The sequence below is a fragment of the Bradyrhizobium sp. WBOS08 genome (genome assembly GCF_024585125.1).
GTDB lineage: Bacteria > Pseudomonadota > Alphaproteobacteria > Rhizobiales > Xanthobacteraceae > Bradyrhizobium > Bradyrhizobium japonicum_B.
Window position 1 is genome coordinate 6,225,931 of record NZ_CP028988.1, and the last position, 22,040, is coordinate 6,247,970.

At 65.8% G+C, this 22,040-nt stretch carries 20 protein-coding genes; 3 read left to right on the top strand and 17 right to left on the bottom strand.

Going from position 1 to position 22,040, the window contains the following annotated elements; genetic code table 11:
• Nucleotides 1-94: 94 nt before the first annotated feature.
• Together DCM80_RS29370 and DCM80_RS29375 are read right to left on the bottom strand one after the other, a co-directional pair.
• Nucleotides 95-1,480, bottom strand: coding sequence for a LysM peptidoglycan-binding domain-containing M23 family metallopeptidase (locus tag DCM80_RS29370; protein ID WP_257194884.1), 1,386 nt, complete (start codon nucleotides 1,478-1,480; stop codon nucleotides 95-97).
• Nucleotides 1,481-1,589: 109 nt separating this feature from the next.
• Nucleotides 1,590-2,240 carry a protein-L-isoaspartate(D-aspartate) O-methyltransferase gene (locus DCM80_RS29375; RefSeq protein ID WP_257194885.1) on the bottom strand — a complete coding sequence of 217 codons (651 nt, stop codon included), beginning with the start codon at nucleotides 2,238-2,240 and terminating at the stop codon, nucleotides 1,590-1,592.
• Between the two features lie 227 nt (nucleotides 2,241-2,467).
• On the opposite strand from DCM80_RS29375, the gene DCM80_RS29380 reads away from it, so the two are divergent.
• A complete protein-coding gene (locus DCM80_RS29380) occupies nucleotides 2,468-2,839 on the top strand; it encodes a response regulator (protein WP_028136243.1) in 372 nt (123 codons plus the stop codon).
• Nucleotides 2,840-2,842: 3 nt separating this feature from the next.
• Here the strand turns inward: DCM80_RS29380 and surE are convergent, their stop codons facing one another.
• The 12 genes from surE to DCM80_RS29440 form a co-directional block, all read right to left on the bottom strand.
• The gene (gene surE, locus DCM80_RS29385) at nucleotides 2,843-3,610 is read right to left on the bottom strand and encodes a 5'/3'-nucleotidase SurE (RefSeq protein ID WP_257194886.1); all 768 of its coding nucleotides are present in this window, start codon (nucleotides 3,608-3,610) and stop codon (nucleotides 2,843-2,845) included.
• 108 nt (nucleotides 3,611-3,718) lie between these two features.
• Nucleotides 3,719-4,081 (bottom strand): hypothetical protein, encoded by a 363-nt coding sequence (locus DCM80_RS29390; RefSeq protein WP_257194887.1) that lies wholly within the window; start codon nucleotides 4,079-4,081, stop codon nucleotides 3,719-3,721.
• A gap of 62 nt (nucleotides 4,082-4,143) precedes the next feature.
• Nucleotides 4,144-5,475 (bottom strand): serine--tRNA ligase, encoded by a 1,332-nt coding sequence (gene serS / locus DCM80_RS29395; RefSeq protein WP_257194888.1) that lies wholly within the window; start codon nucleotides 5,473-5,475, stop codon nucleotides 4,144-4,146.
• A gap of 138 nt (nucleotides 5,476-5,613) precedes the next feature.
• Nucleotides 5,614-6,426: a twin-arginine translocase subunit TatC gene (gene tatC / locus DCM80_RS29400; RefSeq protein WP_257194889.1), complete on the bottom strand. Its 813-nt coding sequence runs from the start codon at nucleotides 6,424-6,426 to the stop codon at nucleotides 5,614-5,616.
• Nucleotides 6,423-6,959: a Sec-independent protein translocase protein TatB gene (gene tatB / locus DCM80_RS29405; RefSeq protein WP_257194890.1), complete on the bottom strand. Its 537-nt coding sequence runs from the start codon at nucleotides 6,957-6,959 to the stop codon at nucleotides 6,423-6,425. The genes tatC and tatB overlap by 4 nt, the downstream gene beginning before the upstream one ends.
• Nucleotides 6,960-7,052: 93 nt before the next feature.
• Nucleotides 7,053-7,286 carry a twin-arginine translocase TatA/TatE family subunit gene (locus DCM80_RS29410; protein WP_028136237.1) on the bottom strand — a complete coding sequence of 78 codons (234 nt, stop codon included), beginning with the start codon at nucleotides 7,284-7,286 and terminating at the stop codon, nucleotides 7,053-7,055.
• A 164-nt stretch (nucleotides 7,287-7,450) separates the two neighbouring features.
• Nucleotides 7,451-8,239, bottom strand: coding sequence for an SMC-Scp complex subunit ScpB (gene scpB, locus DCM80_RS29415; RefSeq protein WP_257194891.1), 789 nt, complete (start codon nucleotides 8,237-8,239; stop codon nucleotides 7,451-7,453).
• Between the two features lie 21 nt (nucleotides 8,240-8,260).
• Nucleotides 8,261-9,100, bottom strand: coding sequence for a ScpA family protein (locus tag DCM80_RS29420; protein WP_028136235.1), 840 nt, complete (start codon nucleotides 9,098-9,100; stop codon nucleotides 8,261-8,263).
• The gene (gene nagZ, locus DCM80_RS29425) at nucleotides 9,097-10,125 is read right to left on the bottom strand and encodes a beta-N-acetylhexosaminidase (RefSeq protein WP_257194892.1); all 1,029 of its coding nucleotides are present in this window, start codon (nucleotides 10,123-10,125) and stop codon (nucleotides 9,097-9,099) included. The genes DCM80_RS29420 and nagZ overlap by 4 nt, the downstream gene beginning before the upstream one ends.
• Nucleotides 10,126-10,171: 46 nt before the next feature.
• Nucleotides 10,172-11,707 carry an SPOR domain-containing protein gene (locus DCM80_RS29430; protein ID WP_257194893.1) on the bottom strand — a complete coding sequence of 512 codons (1,536 nt, stop codon included), beginning with the start codon at nucleotides 11,705-11,707 and terminating at the stop codon, nucleotides 10,172-10,174.
• A 140-nt stretch (nucleotides 11,708-11,847) separates the two neighbouring features.
• Nucleotides 11,848-13,638, bottom strand: a complete 1,791-nt coding sequence (gene argS, locus DCM80_RS29435) for an arginine--tRNA ligase (RefSeq protein WP_257194894.1) — start codon at nucleotides 13,636-13,638, stop codon at nucleotides 11,848-11,850.
• A 9-nt stretch (nucleotides 13,639-13,647) separates the two neighbouring features.
• The gene (locus tag DCM80_RS29440; protein ID WP_257194895.1) at nucleotides 13,648-14,844 is read right to left on the bottom strand and encodes a deoxyguanosinetriphosphate triphosphohydrolase; all 1,197 of its coding nucleotides are present in this window, start codon (nucleotides 14,842-14,844) and stop codon (nucleotides 13,648-13,650) included.
• A 129-nt stretch (nucleotides 14,845-14,973) separates the two neighbouring features.
• On the opposite strand from DCM80_RS29440, the gene erpA reads away from it, so the two are divergent.
• Nucleotides 14,974-15,303: an iron-sulfur cluster insertion protein ErpA gene (gene erpA / locus DCM80_RS29445; RefSeq protein WP_024342679.1), complete on the top strand. Its 330-nt coding sequence runs from the start codon at nucleotides 14,974-14,976 to the stop codon at nucleotides 15,301-15,303.
• A 4-nt stretch (nucleotides 15,304-15,307) separates the two neighbouring features.
• Here the strand turns inward: erpA and DCM80_RS29450 are convergent, their stop codons facing one another.
• Entirely contained in the window at nucleotides 15,308-17,629 is a 2,322-nt protein-coding gene (locus DCM80_RS29450; RefSeq protein ID WP_257194896.1) for an ATP-binding protein, read from the bottom strand.
• A gap of 156 nt (nucleotides 17,630-17,785) precedes the next feature.
• Here DCM80_RS29450 and xth point away from each other — a divergent pair, with 156 nt between their 5' ends.
• Nucleotides 17,786-18,583 carry an exodeoxyribonuclease III gene (gene xth, locus DCM80_RS29455; protein WP_257194897.1) on the top strand — a complete coding sequence of 266 codons (798 nt, stop codon included), beginning with the start codon at nucleotides 17,786-17,788 and terminating at the stop codon, nucleotides 18,581-18,583.
• 15 nt (nucleotides 18,584-18,598) lie between these two features.
• Here the strand turns inward: xth and DCM80_RS29460 are convergent, their stop codons facing one another.
• Both DCM80_RS29460 and ilvD read right to left on the bottom strand, forming a co-directional pair.
• Nucleotides 18,599-19,426 (bottom strand): tetratricopeptide repeat protein, encoded by an 828-nt coding sequence (locus DCM80_RS29460; RefSeq protein WP_257194898.1) that lies wholly within the window; start codon nucleotides 19,424-19,426, stop codon nucleotides 18,599-18,601.
• On the bottom strand, nucleotides 19,413-21,134 hold the full coding sequence (gene ilvD, locus DCM80_RS29465) for a dihydroxy-acid dehydratase (RefSeq protein WP_257194899.1): 1,722 nt from the start codon (nucleotides 21,132-21,134) through the stop codon (nucleotides 19,413-19,415). The genes DCM80_RS29460 and ilvD overlap by 14 nt, the downstream gene beginning before the upstream one ends.
• Nucleotides 21,135-22,040: the final 906 nt, after the last annotated feature.

Sequence of the window (22,040 nt, forward strand, 5' to 3'; positions counted from 1 at the left end):
AACAATGACTGTCTCTGAAATACCGGATCGCCCGGTCCAAGCCGGGCGATGACAGTGCGCTTGTTGTGATTGCGTGCCCTACTCTGCGTAGGCCTCACGCCCCGTTCAGGAATTGAAGCGGGTCAACCGGGCTCGATCCCTTGCGGATCTCAAAGTGGAGCTGCGGCGACGCCACCTCCCCGGATTGACCCGACTTGGCAATGACCTGACCGCGCTTGATGGTGTCGCCGCGCTTCACCAACAGCTCACTCGCATGGGCATATGCGGTGACGTAGCCATTGGAGTGCCGAACCAGGACCAGATTGCCGTAACCTTTCAGCTCGTTGCCGGAATAAGCGACGACGCCGTCTTCCGCCGCCTTGACCGGCGTCCCCTCGGGCACCGCGACATTGATGCCGTCGTTGGACTTGCCGTTGGTCTTGGCGCCGTAGCTCGTGACCACCTTGCCGCGCACCGGCCAGCGGAAGGTCGGCAGCGCGCTGGTGGTCTCCGCAGCCTTCGCCGGGGTCTCGGCGGGCTTCTCTTCGACATTGGTGGTGGCCTGGGCGAGGCGCGCGCTCTGCACGGGCGCGCCGGCCGCGGCCATCTTGGTGGCGGGCGCGGAAGCGGCTGCAACGGGCTGCAGCGTCCCCGCAACCGGACCCGCCGTGACAGGAGCTGCGGCAACCGGCGCCGCGAGGGCGGCGGTCTTTGCGCCGGGCACGGTCAGCTTGGTGCCGAGCTTCAGCTTGGCCGACGGATCAAGACCGTTGGCACGGGCAAGCTCAGCCGACGAGATATGGTTCTTGCGGGCAATGCTGGCGAGCGTGTCGCCGCGATTGACGAAGTGCGTGCTCGGCGGCGCCGCCATGACGGCAACCGGCTTCGCGGCGGGAGCTGCCGCGACCGGAGTTGACGCAGGCGCCGGCGCAGCGGCCGTCGCCGGATGCGGAATGATCAGCTGCTGGCCGGGCGACAGCGCGCGCGGGCCCTTGTAGCCGTTGGCGGCCAGGATCGCCTGCGGCGTGACGCGATAGCGCTTGGCGAGCACCTCGAGCGTATCGCTGGTGCCGACGATGATCTTGGTCCCGCCGGCCGGCTGGGCAGCTGCGACCGAGCGCGGCGGCACGGTGGCCGTGGTCTCCAGATGCGGCTGCGCCGGCGGCGCGTAGGAGCTGACGCCACGCCCGCCTCCGGACACCCCGCCACCTGCCGCCACGGGATAGGATTGCGGGGCGGAGACCGCCGGCGGCGGCAAGGGCTGCGACTGATAGGCGCCGGCCTGGGTCTGCGGCCGCGCATATTGCGGCAGCTCGCGCTGCGGCGGCGGGGCCTGCTGCACCGTACCGGTCGCTTCGGAGGAGAAGGGATTGGAGAAATTCGACTGGGACAGTCGCGACGACATGTCGGCGCTGCACCCTGCGAAGCTGAAGGAAATCAGCGCCAGCACCGCGACCTGCGGTACGCGGCGCGAGTAAAGCAACTCGGCGACAGCGGACATGGTTACTCACTCGTACGCAACAGAACTGGTGTTTTAAGTAAACACGCGCCGAGTAAATAACGGCTTAACCCTCCCAATAAGATGTTGGCGGCACAGCCGATCCGGAAATCTACAGCTCCCGCGCCACCCCGGGCAGTGCCGGCACGAAACGGACCTCGACGAGTTCCTTGCGCTCGATCCCCGTCTCGGTCCGGGTCAGGCGGGTCAGGGTCTGCACGCCCTGATGCGGGCCGACCGGCGCGATCAGGATGCCGCCGACCTCGAGCCGCTCGACCAGATTCTCCGGAATCTGCTCCATCGCGGCGGTGACGATGATGCGATCGAACGGGCCGATATTGGGCGGCAGGTTGAGGCCGTCGCCAAGCATCACCTCGACATTGTGACAGCCGAGCTTTTCGAGCCGGGCGCGCGCCGCGTCCGCAAGCCTGCGATAGCGCTCGACCGTCAGGACCTGGCCGGCGAGCCGCGACAGCACCGCGGCCTGATAGCCGGAACCGGTGCCGATCTCGAGCACCCGGTGCTGCTTCTGCAGCTGCAGCTGCTCGGTCATGTAGGCCACGACGAAAGGCTGGCTGATGGTCTGGCCGCAGGCGATCGGCAGCGCGCTGTCCCGGTAGGCGCCGTCGCGATCGGCCTCGTCGACAAATTGCTCGCGCGGCACCTCCTCCATGGTTCGCAGCACCGCCTGATCGCTGATGCCCCGACGCCTCAGCGTGAGCTGAAACATCATCTTTTCCGGCGGGTGCTGATGGGGGGTCATTGCCTGCTTGTACTGTCTTGGCCGGCCCGGCGGGCTCAAGCCCGGGCAGGAGAATCCATGTTCCTGCTCAGGAACTCATGATAGCCTTCCTAGTGAGCATTTAACCACAGATTGGATTGCCGCGGACGAGCTGCGATGACCATTTTCAGGTATCCGTTGGTCGAAACGCGCATTGCGTCAATTCGCGTTATCTGCGAACGTTTTTGGCAATGGGCAAGGACTCAACCATGACCGCGACAGGGCTTTCCGGCCGCTCTGTATTCCTCGTCGAGGACGAGGTGATGATCAGGATGATGGTAGCGGATATGCTCGAGGAGCTCGGCTACAAGGTCGCAGCCGAGGCGGGCGACATCACCGAGGCCATGCGGCTCGCCCAGGCGACCGAGTTCGACATCGCCATTCTCGACGTCAACGTCAACGGCAAGGTCATCTCGCCGGTCGCCGACGTGATCCAGGCCAAGGGCTGCCCGTTCATCTTCGCCACCGGCTACGGCTCCTCCGGCCTGCCCGAGCAGTACCGCGACCGGCCGGCGCTCCAGAAGCCGTTTCAGCTCGACGCGCTCGGCAAGACCATCGAAGCCGCGCTCCGCGGCGAATAGGCGCTATTTCAGCATCGTGCTGAGCTCTTCCGAAAACGCCTCATTGGTGCGATCGAGCCGGAGCGGCGTGACCGAGACGTAGCGCTCGCGCAGCGCCGCCAGATCGGTGCCGTCTGCCGGCGTGTCCATCATCGCGGCGCGCTCGAAGCCAATCCAGAAATAGGGATTGCCGCGGCCGTCCTTGCGCTCGTCGACCCGCAGGAAACCGAGATTGCGCTTGCCCTGGCGGGTGACGCGGATGCCGAGCACATCCTCCGGCGCGCAGGACGGGAAGTTGACGTTGATGACGGTGTCCTTCGGCACGCCGGCGGCGATCACCTTGCGTACGATGTCGGGCCCGAACTTGCGCGCGGTGTCCCACGGCGGGCGCTCGCGGGTCTCGAGGCTGAACTCCTGCGACAGCGCGAACGAGGGTAGGCCCAGGATGGTCCCCTCCAGCGCGCCGGCGATGGTGCCGGAATAGACCACGTCCTCGGCAACGTTGCGGCCCTTGTTGACCCCGGACAGCACGACGTCGGGCAGCTGGGGCCCGAGGATATGGCGCGCGCCCATGATGACGCAGTCGGTCGGCGTGCCGCGCACGGCGAAATGCCGAGGTCCGACCTCGCGCAGGCGCAACGGATCGTTCAACGACAGCGAATGCGACACGCCGGACTGGTCGAGCTCGGGCGCCACCACCCAGACGTCGTCGGACAGCGCGCGCGCGATCTCCTCGACGATCTTGAGGCCGGGGGCATGGATGCCGTCGTCATTGGTGCAGAGAATGCGCATGCGAAAGGTTCGATTCCGAAAAGGGGGTTCGAGCCGTCTTATCCGGCTGGGGGCGATCAGGCAAACCGGGCGATTGCGGTCCGGCGGCAGGTTCCCGGCCGGGGCCTGTCAGCGGCGGATGCGCCATTGCGGCAGGAAGCGCGCCAGCCGGCCTTCCGCCCGCAGCTGCATCGCCGGTACGGCCGGGCTCACGACGGGGGTCTCGATCACGCCGAGCGCCTTCAGCTGCGCGACCAGCGGGTCCGACGCCGGCGCCTGCGGAAAGCGCTCGCGCGCCACCGTCAGCGCCTTGTCGAAATCGGCAGCATTCACGCCGGGCTTGGCCCGCCGGCTCTGCACGAGATCGTCGTCCCAGAGCCGCGCGATCTCGATGTCGAGCACCCCGCGCAGGCGCTGATCGACGGCCTGGATGCCGGCCCCCGTCACCGCCCATTGTCGGCCGACCCAGAAGATGTCGCGGTGCAAGGCCATGAAGCGGAGGGTTCGCGTTGTCGAGGGGCCGGCAGGATAACCGGCCCTCCGCTCCGCGCAACCTACTCGCGCGCGATTAGTTTCAGTCCGCCCATGTAAGGCTGCAGCACGTCGGGGACCGCAATCGAGCCGTCCTCCTGCTGATAGGTCTCCATCACGGCGATCAGCGCGCGGCCGACCGCGGTGCCGGATCCGTTCAGCGTGTGCACGAAACGCGGCTTGCCGTCGGGCCCGCGCGAGCGCGCATCCATCCGCCGCGCCTGGAAGTCGCCGCAGACCGAGCAGCTGGAGATTTCGCGGAACATGCCGCCCTCGCCCTGCCCGGGCATCCAGACCTCGATGTCATAGGTTTTTTGCGCCGAGAAGCCCATGTCCCCTGCGCACAGCGTCATCACGCGATAATGCAGGTCGAGCTTCTGCAGCACCTGCTCGGCGCAGGAGAGCATCCGCTCCAGCTCGTCCTTGCTCACTTCCGGCGTCGTGATCGAGACCAGCTCGACCTTGGTGAACTGGTGCTGGCGGATCATGCCGCGGGTGTCGCGCCCGGCAGCCCCCGCCTCCGCGCGGAAGCAAGGCGTCAGCGCGGTGAGCCGCATCGGCAATTGCTTCTCGTCGAGGATGGATTCGCGCGCGAGGTTGGTGAGCGAGACTTCGGCGGTCGGAATGAGGCCGAGGCGCTCGGTCCTCAGCCGCTCCTGATCGGGCGCAACGAGAAGCTCGCCCTTGACCGCCCAGAACTGATCGTCCTCGAATTTCGGCAATTGTCCGGTGCCGAACATCACTTCGTTGCGCACCAGCAGCGGCGGATTGATCTCGGTGTAGCCGTGCTCGGTGGTGTGCAGGTCGAGCATGAACTGGCCGATCGCACGTTCGAGCCGCGCGAGGCCCTTCTTCAGCACAACGAAGCGCGCGCCGGAGAGCTTGGCCGCCGCCTCGAAATCCATGCAGCCGAGCGTGGTGCCGAGATCATCATGCAGCTTCGGCGTGAAGCTGTAATTGCGCTTGTTGCCGAACACATGGCGCTGCACGTTGCCGTGCTCGTCGACACCGTCGGGCACCTCGTCGAACGGAAGGTTCGGGATCGCCGACAGTTCTTTCATCAGCTCGTCGTCGGCGGCCTTCGCGGCGGCTTCGAGCTCAGGCATCGTGGTCTTGAGCTCGGCGACCTCGGCCATCAGCTTGGCGGCGCGCGCCTCGTCCTTGGCCTTCTTGGCGTCACCGATCTCCTTGGAGGCCGCGTTGCGCCGCGCCTGCGCCTGCTCGGAGGCGAGGATCGCAGCACGGCGCTTCTCGTCGATCGCCAGCAGCGAGCCCGACATCGGCTTCAAACCGCGCCGTGAGAGGCCGGCGTCAAAGGCTTGCGGATTATCGCGGATCGATTTGATGTCGTGCATGGCTGTCTTCCCGTCATGGCCGGGTTTATCCCGACCATCCACGTGTCTGCCGCCTTAGACCAAGTCGTGGATGCCCGGGTCAAGCCCGGGCATGACGAATCATGAGCCGAGCAGCGCGATGATAGAGCGAAAGCGCCCCTACTCCGCCGGATTGGCCGGCGTCGACACGTCGGTGCCGGTGGCCTGCGCGGCTGCCGCGGCCTTTCTCTCCACCATGGCGACCGCGATGATCGAGCCCTCGTAGAGCGCCATCAGCGGAAACGCCAGGGAGCACTGGCTGAGCACGTCGGGCGGCGTCAGCACGGCGGCGATCACGAAGGCGAGGACGATGAAATAGCGGCGCTTCTCGCGCAGCATTTTTGAGCTGACGATGCCGATCCGGCCGAGCAGCGTCAGGATCACCGGAAGCTGGAAAGCGATTCCGAAGGCGAAGATCAGCGACATCATCAGCGACAGATATTCGCCGACCTTGGGCAGCAGCTGGATCTGCGCGGTCTCGTCGCCGCCGGCCTGCTGCATGCCGAGCGAGAAGCGGACCAGCATCGGCAGCACCACGAAATAGACCAGCGCGGCGCCGAGCACGAAGAAGAACGGGGTCGCCACCAGATACGGCAGGAAGGCCTGCTTCTCGTGCTTGTAGAGGCCGGGCGCGACGAATTTGTAGATCTGGGTCGCGATGATCGGGAATGAGATGAAGCCGGCCCCGAACAGCGCCAGCTTGAGCTGGGTGATGAAATATTCCAGCAGCGCCGTGTAGATGAACTTGGAATTCTCGGGGCCCGCGATCCACACGAACGGCCAGACCAGCACGTTGTAGATCTGCTTGGCGAAGAAGAAGCAGAAGATGAATGCTATGCCGAAGCCGAGCAGCGCCTTGATCAGCCGCGAGCGCAGCTCGATCAGATGGTCCATCAGCGGGGCTTTGCTGGCCTCGATATCGGCGTCGGTCATGACGCTTTGGCGTCCTTGATCGCTTCGGAAGGCGCGGTGTCCTGCGCCACCTTTGCCTGCTCGACCTCACGGGTGATCACAAGCGGCTCGCCGGCTGCCGCATGCGCTTCGGCCTCCATGAAGGTCGCGGGCGTCGGCGCTTCCGGCGTGGTCGGCATTGCCGGCGCTTCGCTTGAAGTCGCCGGCGCTTCGCTTGAAGTCGTCGACTGTTCAGCGGAAGTCGTCGTGGACGTCTCTGCGGGCTTGTCCAGTGCATCGACGCGCAGTGCGTCGCTGACGTCCTTCTGGAGCGAGGTCAGCGGATTGAATCCGGTGGCGGCTTCCTTGACCTCGTCAAAGCTCTTCTTGAGGTCGGCCATCTCGGCCTCGCGCATCGCTTCCTGAAACTGGCCCTGGAATTCGGCGGCCATCTTGCGCGCCTTGCCCATCCATTGTCCGACCATGCGCAGCACGCCCGGCAGCTCTTTCGGGCCGATGGCGATCAGGGCCACGACCCCGATCAGGACCAGTTCACTCCACCCGATGTCGAACATGAGGTCTTCCGTTCACGCGAAGCCGCAACCGGCCCAATCCCTTGCGCGCAGGATCGGGGCCGCCCTACCCACGTCTCGCGTGCTGCTCTCGGCTCAGACGGCCTTGCTGCCGACGTCGGTCCGCGCCGCGGTCGGAGCACCATTGTGCTCGATGGACTTGGCCGGCTCGGGCTTCTCGGCGGACTTGTCGTCGTCCTGCATGCCCTTCTTGAAGGCCTTGATGCCCTGCGCCACATCGCCCATCAGGTCCGAAATCTTCCCGCGGCCGAACAGCAGCAGGACCACTGCGATCACCAGGATCCAGTGCCAAATGCTGAGTGAACCCATCCTGCAACCCTCCAAACGCGCATGGCCGGGACCCGGCCGATCTTCACCGAAACCTAGGCTCGGCAGGTCGCAAAAACAAGGACCTAGGCAGCGCCAATTCGCTGTGAGCGCTACGTAATCTTGCTAGTGTTAACCGGTCGCAGGGCCCGCAAGCGAACGGTACGTCAGTCCTCGGCGCCGCCCTTGTCACCAGGCTCGCCGTGTTCCTCATTGCCGGCTTCCGCGGTCGTTTCCGCAGTCGTTTCCGCAGACTCGGGCTCGACCGCCGGCGCCAGCGCCAGATCGAGCTCGTCGCCCGGTTCCAGCGGATCCTCGTCCTCGCGCAGCGTCGGATCGTCGGACGGTGTCGGCACGCTGAATCCGGTCGGCAGGCGCGAATCCAGCAGGCCCGTGCCTTTCAGCTCCTCGAGCCCCGGCAGATCGCCGAGCTGTTCCAGGGTGAACTGCGACAGGAAGTCCTCGGTGGTTCCAAAGGTCAGCGGACGACCGGGCGTCTTGCGCCGGCCGCGCGGCTTGATCCAGCCGGTCTCCAGCAGCACGTCGAGCGTGCCCTTCGAGGTGACGACGCCGCGGATCTCCTCGATCTCGGCGCGCGTCACAGGTTGGTGATAGGCGATGATCGCCAGCACCTCGATCGCCGCGCGCGACAGGCGCCGGGTCTCGGTGCTCTCCCGCGTCATCAGCCAGGCGAGATCGCCGGCTGTGCGGAAGGTCCATTTGTTGGCGACGCGGACGAGATTCACCCCGCGCAAGGAATAGTCGGCCTGGAGCTGTTCCAGTGCGGCCTTGACGTCGACGCCCTCGGGCATGCGCTTGGCCAGCGTCGCGGTGTCCAGCGGTTCACTCGAAGCGAACAGCAGCGCTTCCAGCAGCCGCAATTCCTCGGGACGTGCCTGGGATTCGTTCTCCATCGGCTCGGCCTCTTCTACCCGCACTTCAGCCAGGCTTGCCATGGCAGATTCTCCTTCTTGCACTTAAGCGACCGGCGCATCAGGCGCAGGAGCTGCGTCCGGGACCGGTTTCGGGCGCCCCTTCCGGAAATAGATGGGCGCAAACGCCTCTTTTTGATTCAGCTCCAGCTGACCTTCGCGCACCAGTTCCAGGGCGGCGGCAAAGCTCGAGGCGAACACCGTCGCGCGCTGGGTGGGATCGGCGACATGCCGGATCAGAAAATCGTCCAGCACGCCCCAATCGTCCTGCTCGTTGAGGCTGCCGACCAGCCGCTCCAGCGTGGCGCGCGCTTCGGCGAGCGACCACACCGTGCGCTTGGCCAGATGCACGCTCGCCAGCACGCGCGATTGGCGCTGCGAGGCATAGGCGGTGAGCAGATCGTACAGCGTCGCGGTGTATTTCGGATGCTTGATCTCGGCGATCTGCTCGGGCTCGCCGCGCGGGAAGATGTCCCGCTGCAATTGCGGCCTGTTCATCAGCCGGTTGGCGGCTTCGCGAATGGCCTCCAGCCGGCGCAGGCGGTTGGCGAGCGCGGTCGCCATCTGCTCGGCGCTCGGGCCCTCCGCGCTCGGCGGCTCCGGCAGCAGCAGGCGCGACTTCAGGAAGGCGAGCCACGCGGCCATGACGAGATAATCGGCGGCAAGCTCGAGCCGGATCTTTCGCGCGGCTTCGATGAAGTGGAGATATTGGTCGGCCAGCGCCAGGATCGAGATCTTGGCGAGATCGACCTTCTGCTGCCGCGCCAGCGCGAGCAGCAGGTCGAGCGGGCCCTCATAGCCCTCGACGTCCACCACCAACGCCGGCTCACCCTCGGCAAGCTCTGCGGGCCGCCCGGTTTCGAAGGATAGAATTTCTGCGGTCATGCGGATGCCGTGTTTGCCCGTGCGATCAATGCGTCCAGCTCTGCGCGTGCGGCCTCGCGGTCGAGCGGCTGCGGCGTCTTGCGCGCGCCGAGGGCGGCATTCGCCCGCTCCAGCGCCCGGCCGGACAGCACTGGCGTCTGATCGGCAACCGCACGCATCTCATCGATATTGCCGTTGCAATGCAGGGCCACATCGCAGCCGGCCGCGAAGATGGCGCGGGTCCGTTCGGCGATAGTCCCCGACAGCGCGTTCATCGACACGTCATCACTCATCAACAAACCCTGGAACCCGATTGCGCCGCGAATCACGTCAGCAATCATTGTCGCAGATGTCGTCGCCGGATGGGCGGGGTCGACCGCGCTAAACACAACATGTGCAGTCATGGCCATCGGCAGGTCCGATAGCGGCTTGAACGCCGCGAAGTCGGTCCGTTCCAGCTCGTCCCTCTGTGTATCCACCGTCGGCAGCTTGAAATGGGTGTCCGCAGTGGCGCGGCCATGGCCGGGAATGTGCTTGAGGACCGGCAGAACGCCACCCTGCTCCAGCCCTTCGGTAACGGCGCGCGCGATCGCCGCGACCTTGGCCGGTTCGGTGCCATAGGCCCGGTTCCCGATGACGGCGTCGGCGCCCGCGACCGGCACGTCGGCCAGCGGCAGGCAATCCACGGTAATGCCAAGATCGGCCAGATCAGCCGCGATCAGGCGGGCGCTGAGGCGCGCAGCGGTGAGCCCAAGCGCCGAATCAGTGTCGTACAAGGTCGAGAACACGGCGCCCGGCGGATAGACCGGCCAGTGCGGCGGACCGAGCCGCTGCACCCGTCCGCCTTCCTGGTCGATCAGGACTGGCGCGTCGGCAACCCCGACCGCACCGCGCAATTCTGCAACCAAAGCAGCGACTTGAGCTGGCGTGGCGACATTGCGCTTGAACAGGATGAAGCCCCATGGGCGCTGGTCGCGGATAAACTCCCGCTCGACGGCGGTCAGTTCCGTTCCGGATACGCCGCTAATGAAAGCCCGCGTGCTCATAACGGCCGATTAACCCTGACCCGCGAGGGGGTCAAGGAAACGGCCGTTAATTCCTCTGGACGAAGCAGGCGGACAGGCCGGCGGACTTCAGGCTGTTGCAGGCATGCGTCGCCTCCTCCGCCGAGGCATAGGGACCAGCGAAGGCGCGGTAGACGACGCCCTTGCCCTTGTCTGTCAGGTCGACGCGCTTGATCACCGGCGAGCGGGAGCCGAGCACGCTGCCATACTTGCTCTGCAGCACACGGTAGGACGCGGCGGCGCTTTCCTCACTCTGCTGCGAGGAGACCTGCACGATGTAGCCACCGCCGCTGCCGGCGGGCGCGATCTGGGTCGGAGTGGTCGCCGCCATCCGCTGCGGCGGCTCGGCGGCCGGCGCCGATTGCGGGGCCAGCGACATCGGCTGATTGGCGCTGGCATTGGCCGAGGTCGGCGGATTGCGCGGCGCGACCGGTGCGGGCGCGGCAACAGGCTTCGGCGCAGCCGCGGGCTTGGCGGCGGCCGATTGCGGCGCGGCGCTGTCGGTCTGGTCACCCTTCACGGCGACGGTCCTGATCGGACGCGGCGAATTGTTCGGCAGCGTGCCGTTGCTTGCGCCCGGCGGCGGCACCGCGGACGGCGACACGCTCGCGACCGATGGCGGGTTCGCATTCTGGTTCAGCGGCGGGAACACCACGCGGGGACCGCCTGCCTTGGCGTTGACGTCCACCGGCGCCTCTTCGCGCGGCACGATCTTCTCGGTGCCATCGCCGATTGCCATGCGATCCGGCACCTTGGCCGAGGAATCCGTCGGTGCAGGCACGATCTTGGTCGGGGTGTGGTCCGCCTTGATGATCGGCGGCTCGCCGCTGCGGGACGAGCCGATATAGGTCTTGTAGGCGAAGGCTGCGCCGGTGCCGACCACGGCCAGCGCCAGAATGGCCGCGACCGTCATCATGCCGCCGCGCTGCTTCTTCGGCTCGTCGAGTTCCTCCTCCGGATACTCGCTCTGGTACGCGTAAGGATCGTCCGGATAGGCCGGCTCACGCTGATAGTCCTGCTCGCCCGCCTCGAGCCGGCCATAGAGCGCGTCGTCGTAGCGCGACGGATCGGGCTGCTGATACGCTTGCTGCTCGTAGGCCTGATCCTGCGGCTGGTAAGCCTGCCCCTGATGGGCGTGATCCTGATAGGCGTGATCTTGATAGGCTTGCGGCTGACGAAGTTCAGGCTCCGGCACCGCGGGCGGGGCCGAATAGCGATGCAATGGATGAACCGGATTGACGGTGACCGGATAGTCGGGCTCCGCGGGTGCCGGCTGCGGCTGCACATTGGCGCGCCGCATCCATGAGGGCGGTCCGGGCGGCGCAGGCTCGGCATAGTCTTGCCTATCATCGTCCTGCCGGTAATCGTCGTCCTGATAGCTCTGGGCGAGCGGAGATACTGCCGGCGGACGCGCACCGGGCCGCGCCTGCGCGGCGAAAGGATCGGTCTGTCCGATCAGGCGGGCGAGCTCAGCCAAGGGATCGCTGTCCGCCTTCCCATGCTGGTCGCCACCGCGACCATAGTCATCGGAAGGAAACGGTCTGTCCTGATATCGTTCGGCCATCGTGATGATGCGTCCCTTCGGGAAAGCCGCGCGCCCCTCGACCAAGGCACGGCTTTCGACCCACAAGGCTTTCAACCAAGTCTAAGCGATCCGGCTTCTGCCGGTTACCCCCGAATTCCTCTTAAGTAGTTCGCCCCAAACTACCGCATCTCGTTCGGAGCATGGACGCCGAGGATGGCGAGGCCCGATGCCAGAACCGAGACGACGCCCTGGACCATGGCCAGCCGCGCCTTTGTTAGAACTGCATCATTATTGATAATGAAGCGTAAATAGGGCAAATCGCGCCCCTTCGTCCAAAGTGCATGAAATTCGCTGGCTAAATCATAGAGATAAAAGGCAATTCGGTGCGGCTCGTGGGCCGCTGCGGCGGCTTCGAGCATACGAGGATATATTGCGAGGCGCTTGAGAAGTTCAAGCTCGACCGGATCCGATAACCGTTCCACCGCCGACTCACTGAGCCAGGCGATTCGTTCGTCGGTCGCCTCGGGAAGCTCCGGGAACACTTCGGCCCGCGCGTTGCGAAAGATCGAGTGGCCGCGGGCGTGACCGTACTGCACGTAGAACACCGGGTTGTCGCGCGACTGTTCCATGACCTTGGCGAGGTCGAAGTCGAGCACCGCGTCGTTCTTGCGATAGAGCATCATGAAACGGACGGCGTCCTGACCGACTTCATCCACCACCTCACGCAAGGTGACGAAGTCCCCGCTCCGCTTCGACATTTTGACCGGCTCGCCATTGCGCAGCAGCTTGACGAGCTGGACGATCTTGACGTCGAGCGAGCCCTTGCCCGACGTCGTCGCCTTCACGGCCGCCTGCATGCGCTTGATGTAGCCGCCATGATCGGCGCCCCAGACGTCGATCATCTCGGCAAAACCACGGTCGAACTTGTTCTTGTGGTAGGCGATGTCGGAGGCGAAGTAGGTGTAGGAACTATCCGACTTGATCAGCGGACGATCGACATCGTCGCCGTAGGCGGTGGCCTTGAACAGCAATTGCTCGCGGTCTTCCCAGTCCTCGACCGGGGCGCCCTTCGGCGGCGGCAGGCGGCCTTCGTAGATGTCGCCCTTGGCCTTGAGAAAGTCGATGGTCTCGGCAACCCTGTTGTTGCCGCCCTCGATCAGCGAGCGCTCCGAGAAGAACACGTCGTGGCGGATGTTGAGGGCGGCGAGATCGTCCTTGATCTCGTCCATCATCATCGCGATCGCCTTGGCGCGGACCGTCGGCAGCCACCCGGCCTCGCTCATCGCGAGGAGCTTGTCGCCGTGCTCCGTCGCAAGCGCCTGTCCGACCGGCTTGAGGTAGTCGCCGGGATAGAGCCCTTCCGGGATCGCGCCGATGTCCTCGCCGAGCGCCTCGCGATAGCGCAGGAAGGCGGAGCGCGCGAGCACGTCGACCTGGGCGCCGGCGTCGTTGATGTAATATTCGCGCGTGACGTCGTGGCCGGCGAACTGGAGCAGGCTCGCCAGCGCGTCGCCGAACACGGCGCCGCGGCAATGGCCGACGTGCATCGGCCCGGTCGGGTTGGCCGAGACGTATTCGACGTTCACCTTGGAGCCGCCGCGGACGCGGCCGTAATCGGCGGCCTCGCGCAGCACCGTCCGCAGCGCCTCGGCCCAGGCGGCCGGCCTCAAGGTCAGATTGATGAAGCCGGGACCGGCGACGTCGACCTTGGCAATCAGCGCGTCCCCCCGAAGCCGCTCGGCGATCTGCTCGGCGAGATCGCGCGGCTTTGCCTTTGCCTCTTTCGCCAGCACCATCGCAGCGTTGGTCGCCATGTCGCCATGGGTGGTATCGCGCGGCGGCTCGACCACAACGCGCGCAAAATCGATGCCCTCGGGCCAGCCTGCGTCCTTCGCAAGCGCGCGGCAGGCGGCGTGCACGCGTGCGAGCACGTCGGCGAACAAATGCAGGGCTGAGGATGTGTCGGGCATGGCCGCCGCCTAACGCAAATCCGGGGTCGAGTCAAAGAGCCGCTGGTGCTCGGTCAGGGCGAAACGGTCGGTCATTCCAGCAATGAAATTGCCGATCCGGCGCGCCCGGTCGCCCTCATTGTCCGCCTCGGCCCCGAGCAGCCATTCCGGCGGCAGTTCGCCAGGGGATTGCAGGTATTTCGCGAACAGGTCGAACAGGATCTGCTCGGCCTCCCCCATCACCCGCATCACCCGCTTGTGGCGGTACATGTGCTGGTAGAGGAAGGCCTTGATGGCGGCCTCTTCCTCCGCGACCTCGGGTGGGAACGCGACCAGGGCCCGGCTCTGCTGGCGGACGTCCTGGGCCGATTGCGGCTTCACCGCAGCGAGGTTGTTCTGTGCCTGCGCGAATACCGCGCAGATCAGATGCGAGATCAGCTCGCGCACCAGTTCGGCGCCGCGCCTGAGGTCTTCGAGGTCAGGATAATGCGCGGAGGTCTCGGCGATGATCTCGGCCGTGAGCGGCATCACCTTGAGATCGTCGAGATGGAACAGGCCGGCGCGCAGGCCATCGTCGATGTCGTGGGCGTCATAGGCGATGTCGTCGGCGATGGCGGCGACCTGCGCCTCCAGCGAGGCGAAGCTCCACAATTCGAGATCGTAGGTCCTGACGTAGTCGGCGATGCCGACGGGAATGCCGTGCTCGCGATAGCGCCCGACCGGCGCGCCGGTGCGATCGGTCAGCGGACCGTTGTGCTTGACGATGCCTTCCAGCGACTCCCAGGTCAGGTTGAGCCCGTCGAACTCGGGATAGCGGTGCTCCAGCGAAGCGACGACGCGGAGCGTCTGGGCATTGTGGTCGAAGCCGCCGAACTGCTTCAGGCAGGCATCCAGCGCCCGCTCCCCGGCATGGCCGAACGGGGGATGACCGAGATCGTGGGCAAGGGCCAGGGTTTCGGTGAGGTCCTCGTCGAGGCCAAGCTGCCGGGCCAGCGCGCGGGCGATCTGCGCCACCTCGAGCGAGTGGGTCAGCCTCGTGCGGTAATGGTCCCCCTCGTGGAACACGAACACCTGGGTCTTGTACTTCAGGCGGCGGAACGCGGTGGAATGGATCACGCGGTCGCAATCCCGCCGGAACGGGCTGCGGGTCCGGCTCGGCGGCTCCGCGACCAGCCGGCCGCGGCTGCGGTCGGGATCGCAGGCATAGAGCGCGCGGGGAGCTGCCATTCCGACGGACACGACGAATTTAGTCCCTATCCATTTGATTCTGCGTATCCTTGCACTTAACTATGCCGGACGCGGGATACCAAATGAAATGGATATGACGCGGGACGACCGGACGATCGGAGACCGACAATGACCACTGCCGTGACCATCAGCGACCGCGCCGCACGCCGGATCGGGGAGATCCTCAAGGGCGAAGGCTCTGGCGCGATGCTGCGCATCTCGGTCGAGGGCGGCGGCTGCTCGGGCTTCCAGTACAAATTCGACATCGACCGCGCGCGGACCGACGACGATCTCGTGATCGAGCAGGACAATGCGGTGGTGCTGGTCGATTCCGCCTCGCAGCCGTTCCTGGCGGGATCGCAGGTCGATTTCGTCGACGATCTGATCGGCGCCTCGTTCCGCGTCAACAATCCGAACGCCACCGCGTCCTGCGGCTGCGGCACCAGCTTCTCGGTCTGACTGGCTACGCGCCGGTCGCCTGTCTTTCCTCGTCGGTCCACTCCGTCTCCATCGGCATCAGGTCCGGCTGGAGCGGCGCGTCGTCGGACATCGTGTAGCCGTCCAGCGCGCGCAACAAGGCTGCGACCAGCGCCGGCTTGCGCAGCGGCTTGGCGAGGAAGTCCGACATGCCGGCCTCGCGGCAGATCCTGACATCCTCGGGGAAAGCGTTCGCGGTCAGCGCGACGATCGGAAGGCTTGCGAAGCGCCCGCCCTGCGCGCGGATCGCACGGGTGGCGGCAAGCCCGTCCATGTCGGGCATGCGCACATCCATCAGCACGACGTCGTAATTGCCCTCGGATGTCGCCGCGACGGCCTCGGCGCCATCGGTGACGACCCGCAGCTCGACGTCGAAGGCCCCTAGCATCTTGCTCACCACCATGCGGTTGACGGCATCGTCCTCCGCGACCAGCACCTTGAGCGGCCGATCGAGGCCGGCGATGCGGGCCTTGAGCACGTCGGCCTCGTCGCGCTCCGGCGTTTGGTCGGATGCCTGCCCCTGGCTCCAGGGCAGCACCAGCGTGAAACGGAAGGTCGAGCCCTGCCCCGGCGTCGAGGTGACGCCGATGGTGCCGCCCATCTGCTCGATGATGCGCCTGCTGATCGCCAAGCCAAGGCCGGTACCGCCGAAGCGGCGGCTGATCGAGGCATCGGCCTGCGCGAAGTCGCTGAAGAGCTGGCCGAGCTTTTCGGGGGCGATGCCGATGCCGCTGTCGGTCACCGCCCATTCCACGGTCGCCAGCAGGTCGCGGCGCGCCTGACAGGTCGCAGAGATCGTCACCTCGCCTTCGTCGGTGAACTTCACCGCGTTCGATGCGAGGTTGAGCAGCACCTGGCGAATACGCGCAACGTCGCCGCGCAGCGTCGGCGGCAGGTTCGGATCGAGCTCGAGCTTGATTGCCAATTCCTTGCTCTTGCCGTTGCTCTTGACGCTCGCGCGCGCGACGTTGGCGACGGTCTCGATCAGCATCTGCGGGGTGAAATCGATCGCCTCGAACTGGAAGCGACCGGCCTCGAGCTTGGACAAGTCGAGAATGTCGTTGAGGATACGCTGGAGATTGTCGCCGGATTCACGGATCGTGGTGACCGCCTCGCGCTGCTCCGGATCGAGCTTGGTCTCGAGCAGCATGCTGGCAAGCCCGAGCACGCCGTTCATGGGGGTGCGGATCTCGTGGCTCATCACCGCGAGGAAGTCGGACTTGGCGCGGCTCTCGGCCTCGGCCTTTTCCGCGCGCCAGCGCTCGGTCACGTCGCGTCCGAAGCCGCGATAGCCGAGGAACTGGCCCTCGCGGTCATAGGCCGGCTTCGCCGTCAGCGACCACAGCCGCGCCTCGCCGCCGGCGACGACCTTGAGGTTCATCTCGTGCAGCGGCTCGTTCTGCTCCATCAGGCCGACGACGTTGTAGGCCGCGCTCTTGTCCTCGGGGCAGAGCATGTCGAGCACGTCGGCGAAATACGACCCCTTCAGCAGCGGCAGCGGCACCTGCGCGACGTCGGCGAAGCGGTCGGGCACGTCGACCAGGCGCCCCTCGGCATCGGTCTGCCACAGCCAGTCGCTGGCGTTCGCCTGAAAATCCTTCAGCAGCAGCGAGATGATCTCGGTCTGCCGCTCCAGCTCGAGCTGGGCCTTGAGATTGCCGAGGAAGAGATTGCCCTGCGAGACGATGTTGCGCGCCATGAAGAATGCGAACAGCAGCAGGAACACCGCCGTCACCAGGTAGGGCCCGGTGCCGCACAGCAGCAGCGCGCCGGCGCAAGCGACCGTCATGGTGGCGAGATAGACGAGGCCGGCGCGCGGGAAGGTCGAGAGCGTGAAGGCGCCGCCGGACATCATCCCGACCATCAGGCAGGCCAGGATCAGCTGGCTGGTCGGCTCGATGCGGCTGAACAGAGCGAGCGGCAGCGCGCCCCAGATCGCGGCGAGGAAAAAAGCCTGCCGCAGCATCTGCCGCGCGGCGCGCGGCGATGCCTCCTGCGGCGGGTTTTGATGCGATTTCCGCCAGGAGCGCACCGCGAGCGAGGCGGTGGTGGCGAGCGTCAGACCCCAGATCGCGAGGAAGTCGTTCCAGCCGCGGCCCCAGAACAGGATCAGCACGATGGCGACGTTCAGCATCGTCACCGCCATGGTCACCGGGATCAGCCGCGTCACCGCATCGATCTGCTTGGCGCGGATGCGGCCGATCTCGCGCTCGCTGAGACCGGCGGTCAGCCCGTCCTCGATCTCGAAGCCGCCCAGCCAATACAGGAAGGCGCCGATCAGGCCGTCACGCAGCGCAGCTCGCTTCATCGACTTTGTCCGGCCAGCCCATCCGAGGAACCCGTTGACGATCAATGGCCTGCCGCCCGCTTAAGCCGGGTTAATTTTGTGGGAGATTTTGCGGCGTCCTTGACGGCCGCGTTTGCAGTTTGTTCTAACCATGGCCCCTGCCCGGAGCCCGCCGACATGACCATCAGAGTTGCCACCTGGAACGTGAACTCGGTCCGGCAGCGGATCGACCTGCTGCTGACCTGGCTGAGGGAGTGCCAGCCGGACATCGTCTGCCTCCAGGAGATCAAATGCGTCGACGAGGCCTTTCCGCGGCTGGAGATCGAGGCGCTCGGCTACAACGTGGTCACGCACGGGCAGAAGACCTTCAACGGCGTCGCCCTGCTCTCCAAGCTCCGCTTCGACGAGACCAAGTCGGGGCTTGCCGGCGACGACGAGGACGCCCACGCCCGCTTCCTCGAAGGCGTGGTGACGCTCAAATCGGGCGTGCTGCGCATCGCCTGCCTCTATCTGCCCAACGGCAACCCGGTCGGCACCGAGAAATATCCCTACAAGCTCAAGTGGATGTCCCGGCTTCTTGACTATTCGAAGGAGCGTCTCAAGACCGAGGAGCCGCTGATCCTCGCCGGCGACTTCAACGTCATCCCGCACGCCCGCGACGTGCACAATCCGGCTGCCTGGACCGAGGACGCCCTGTTCAAGACCGAGACGCGGGAGAGCTTTCAGTCCCTGCTCGGCCTCGGCCTCACTGACGCCTTGCGGGCGGTCACCGACGAGGGCGGGCTGTACACCTTCTGGGACTACCAGGCCGGGGCCTGGCAGAAAAACCAGGGGCTGCGGATCGACCATCTCCTGCTGTCGCCGCAGGCCAGCGACCGGCTCGCCAATGTCGGCATCGACAGCTATGTGCGCGGCTGGGAGAAGCCGTCGGACCACGTGCCGGTGTGGGCGGACCTCGATCTCGAGGCGGCTTAAAGCCGCCTCCAGAGGTCAATCCCTGCGCCCCTGCACCCATTGCTCCAGCATTTGCAGGGCCATGGCGCGGTCGTCGTCGGAGGCCTTGGCGAAGGCGCGGTTGTAGCTTTCCTTGATCCAGGTCTCTTCCGTGCCGGCGCTGTCACGCGCCAGGGTCAGCCACATCAGGCCGCGGGCAGCCTGCCGCGGCAGACGGTCGCCGTTGAACAGCATCTGGCCGAGCAGCGCCTGCGCCTGGTGCTGGCCCTTCTGCGCGGCGAGACCGAGCCAGCGCGCGCCATAGCGGAAATCCTCGCGCGAGGCGTCCGGTGTCTTCAGGTACAGCCGGGCAAGATCGTATTGCGCGTCGGCATTGCCGAAATAGGACGCCGCATAGGAGAACATCTCCCGCGCCCGCTCCGGATCCGACTTGATCTTCGAGTTCGGGATGCCGCTGAGATAGTACCGGCCGAGTGCGACGAAGGCGTTGGCCACGATCTGCGCCTGCGGCGCCGACGGGCTGTCCTCGGCATGCGCGTTGGCGATCCGGCTGAAATATTCGAAGGCGCGCAGATCGTCCTGGGCGACGCCGTCGCCGTTGGCGTACATCCGGCCGAGCTTCCACTGCGCGATGGGGTGGCCGCCCTCCGCCGCATATTGCAGCGCACTGAGCGAGGTCTCCTGCGGCACGGCGGCCGGCGCGATCTTGCCGCGCACAGTCGCCGCGGTTCCCGGCAAGTTGGTCACGACCGGGATGGTCGCGTCCTTCGGGTTGACCGGGGCGCCGTCGAAGGCAAGCGCCGGCGCGGCCAGCGCACTAGCCCCCAACACAAACGCAACTATGGCACGCCTAGATGTCCGCATAGCACTGTTTCTCGTGCGCGCCGCCCGGATGGGTCACTGCCCCCCCGACCGCTGGTCCAACCTGCTGAGCATACTTCCAGAGCGCACCCGACGTGTGGTTAGTCGCGCGAGCGCTCCATTTGGTCTTGCGCTGAGCGAGCTCGGCGTCGCTCAATTTTACGTTAAGGGTCCCATTGACCGCGTCGATCTCGATGATGTCGCCGTCCTCGAGCAGCCCGATCGGGCCGCCGATGGCGGCTTCCGGGCCGACATGGCCGATGCAGAAGCCGCGGGTGGCGCCGGAGAAGCGGCCGTCGGTAATGAGCGCGATCTTGCCGCCCATGCCCTGGCCGGTCAGCGCCGCGGTGGTTTGGAGCATTTCCCGCATGCCGGGGCCGCCCTTGGGCCCCTCGTAGCGGATCACGATGACTTCGCCTTCGCGGTAGGTGCGGTTCTGGACCGCCTCGAAAGCGTCCTCCTCACGGTCGAAGCACCTGGCCGGACCGGTGAACCTGAGGTTGGACATTCCCGCGACTTTCACGATCGCACCTTCTGGCGCCAAATTGCCCTTCAGACCGACCACACCGCCTGTCACGGTGATGGGCTTGTCTGCCGGGTGCACCACGTCCTGGTGCGGATTCCACTTCACGCTCTTGAGGTTTTCGGCGATCGTGCGGCCCGTGACGGTAAGGCAATCACCGTGCAGGAAGCCGTTGTCGAGCAGCGTCTTCATCAGAAGCGGTATGCCACCTACTTCAAACATGTCTTTGGCGACATAACGGCCGCCCGGCTTCAAATCCGCGACATATGGTGTCTTTTTGAAGATTTCGGCGACGTCGAATAAGTCGAACTTGATGCCGCACTCGTGCGCGATCGCCGGTAGGTGCAGCGCAGCATTGGTAGAGCCGCCGGAGGCCGCGACCACGGCAGCTGCGTTCTCCAGGGCCTTGCGGGTGACGATGTCGCGCGGCCGGATGTTGGACGCGATCAGGTCCATGATTTTCTCGCCCGCGGTCATGCAGAAGGCGTCGCGGATTTCATACGGTGCCGGGGCACCGGCCGAGTAAGGCAAAGCGAGGCCGATCGCCTCGGAGACGGTCGCCATGGTGTTGGCGGTGAACTGCGCGCCGCAGGCGCCCGCCGAGGGGCACGCCACGCGCTCGATCTCGTCGAGGTCCTCGTCCGACATGGCCCCGACCGAGTGCTTGCCGACCGCCTCGAACATGTCCTGCACGGTGACCTGCTGCCCACGGAACGTGCCGGGCAGGATCGAGCCGCCATAGATGAAGATCGATGGCACGTTGAGGCGGACCATCGCCATCATCATGCCGGGCAGCGACTTGTCGCAGCCGGCGAGGCCGACCAGGGCGTCATAGGCGTGGCCGCGAACGGTGAGCTCGACGGAATCGGCGATGCATTCGCGCGACGGCAGCGACGAGCGCATGCCGTCGTGCCCCATGGCGATGCCGTCGGTGACGGTGATGGTGCAGAACTCGCGCGGGGTGCCGCCGGCCGACGCCACGCCCTTCTTCACCGCCTGAGCCTGGCGCATCAGCGCGATGTTGCAGGGCGCAGCTTCATTCCAGCAGGACGCGACGCCGACGAAGGGCTGGTGGATCTGCTCGGTGGTCAGACCCATGGCGTAGAAATAGGACCGATGCGGCGCGCGCGCAGGGCCTTCCGTCACGTGACGGCTCGGCAGCTTCTGCTTGTCGAACTTCGCGCCCATCGCAAACCAGTTTCCCCGGTCGACCCTTTCAGACCCGAAAAATCAGAGCCAAGATTTGTATCGACCTTGGGATTTTCCGGCCCTCGGGACCGCCGCTGCCCTTCAAAAACTTAGAGTGATTTTATTCATGTTCGGGTGTGGCCAAAAAGCGGCGGTGATGCGAACCACCGGCGATGACGGTTAAATCCGGAATGAGTGTTGCGTAGACAGCACAATCGTTACCGGGAAGACACGGGCTGGCATACTTGGATACCCCGCCAGGAAGGCAATACACAACCTCAGATTTCAAAGCTCGGAAGCGCGCCAGCGTGGCGCCGAATGACAGAAACAGACACAAAGTGAGTCGCCTCTATCGCTCCGCCGTGTCCCGGACAAGCCGCAACGCGCGAGCGTTGCGGCGCAGAGCCGGGACCGAGGGCGACACGGTCCAATGCCGCGACATGGGCCCCGGCTCTGCAGCGCACCGCACCGGACGATGCTTCGCATCGCCGGGGAAAGCGCTGCGCTGCGTCCGGGGCACGAGAGCGAGCTAGTCCTCCCATCACCACTGTCATTCCCCGCGAAGGCGGGGAATCCAGTACGCCGCGGCTTCTCGGATTGATCTCTGGCGTCTCTGGAATACTGGATCGCCCGCTTTCGCGGGCGATGACAGCGCGTGTGTGGTGACAGACATGCCTCATCAGCCTCGCGGCGCGTTTCGCCCGAGCTTTGCTTGCCTCTCCACCCTCAAAGCCAAGAGGGCGCAGGGAAGGCCGGGTGCTGACAACGCACCCGCGGTCCGCTGCGCGAAAATGCACACGCAGGAAGAACCGCACAGCAGCATACAGGTGGTGCCGATCACTCGGCCTTCCCTGCGCGGTGGTCGGACGGCTTATGCCGTGCTCTCCTGGGAGCCGAACTTTCCCT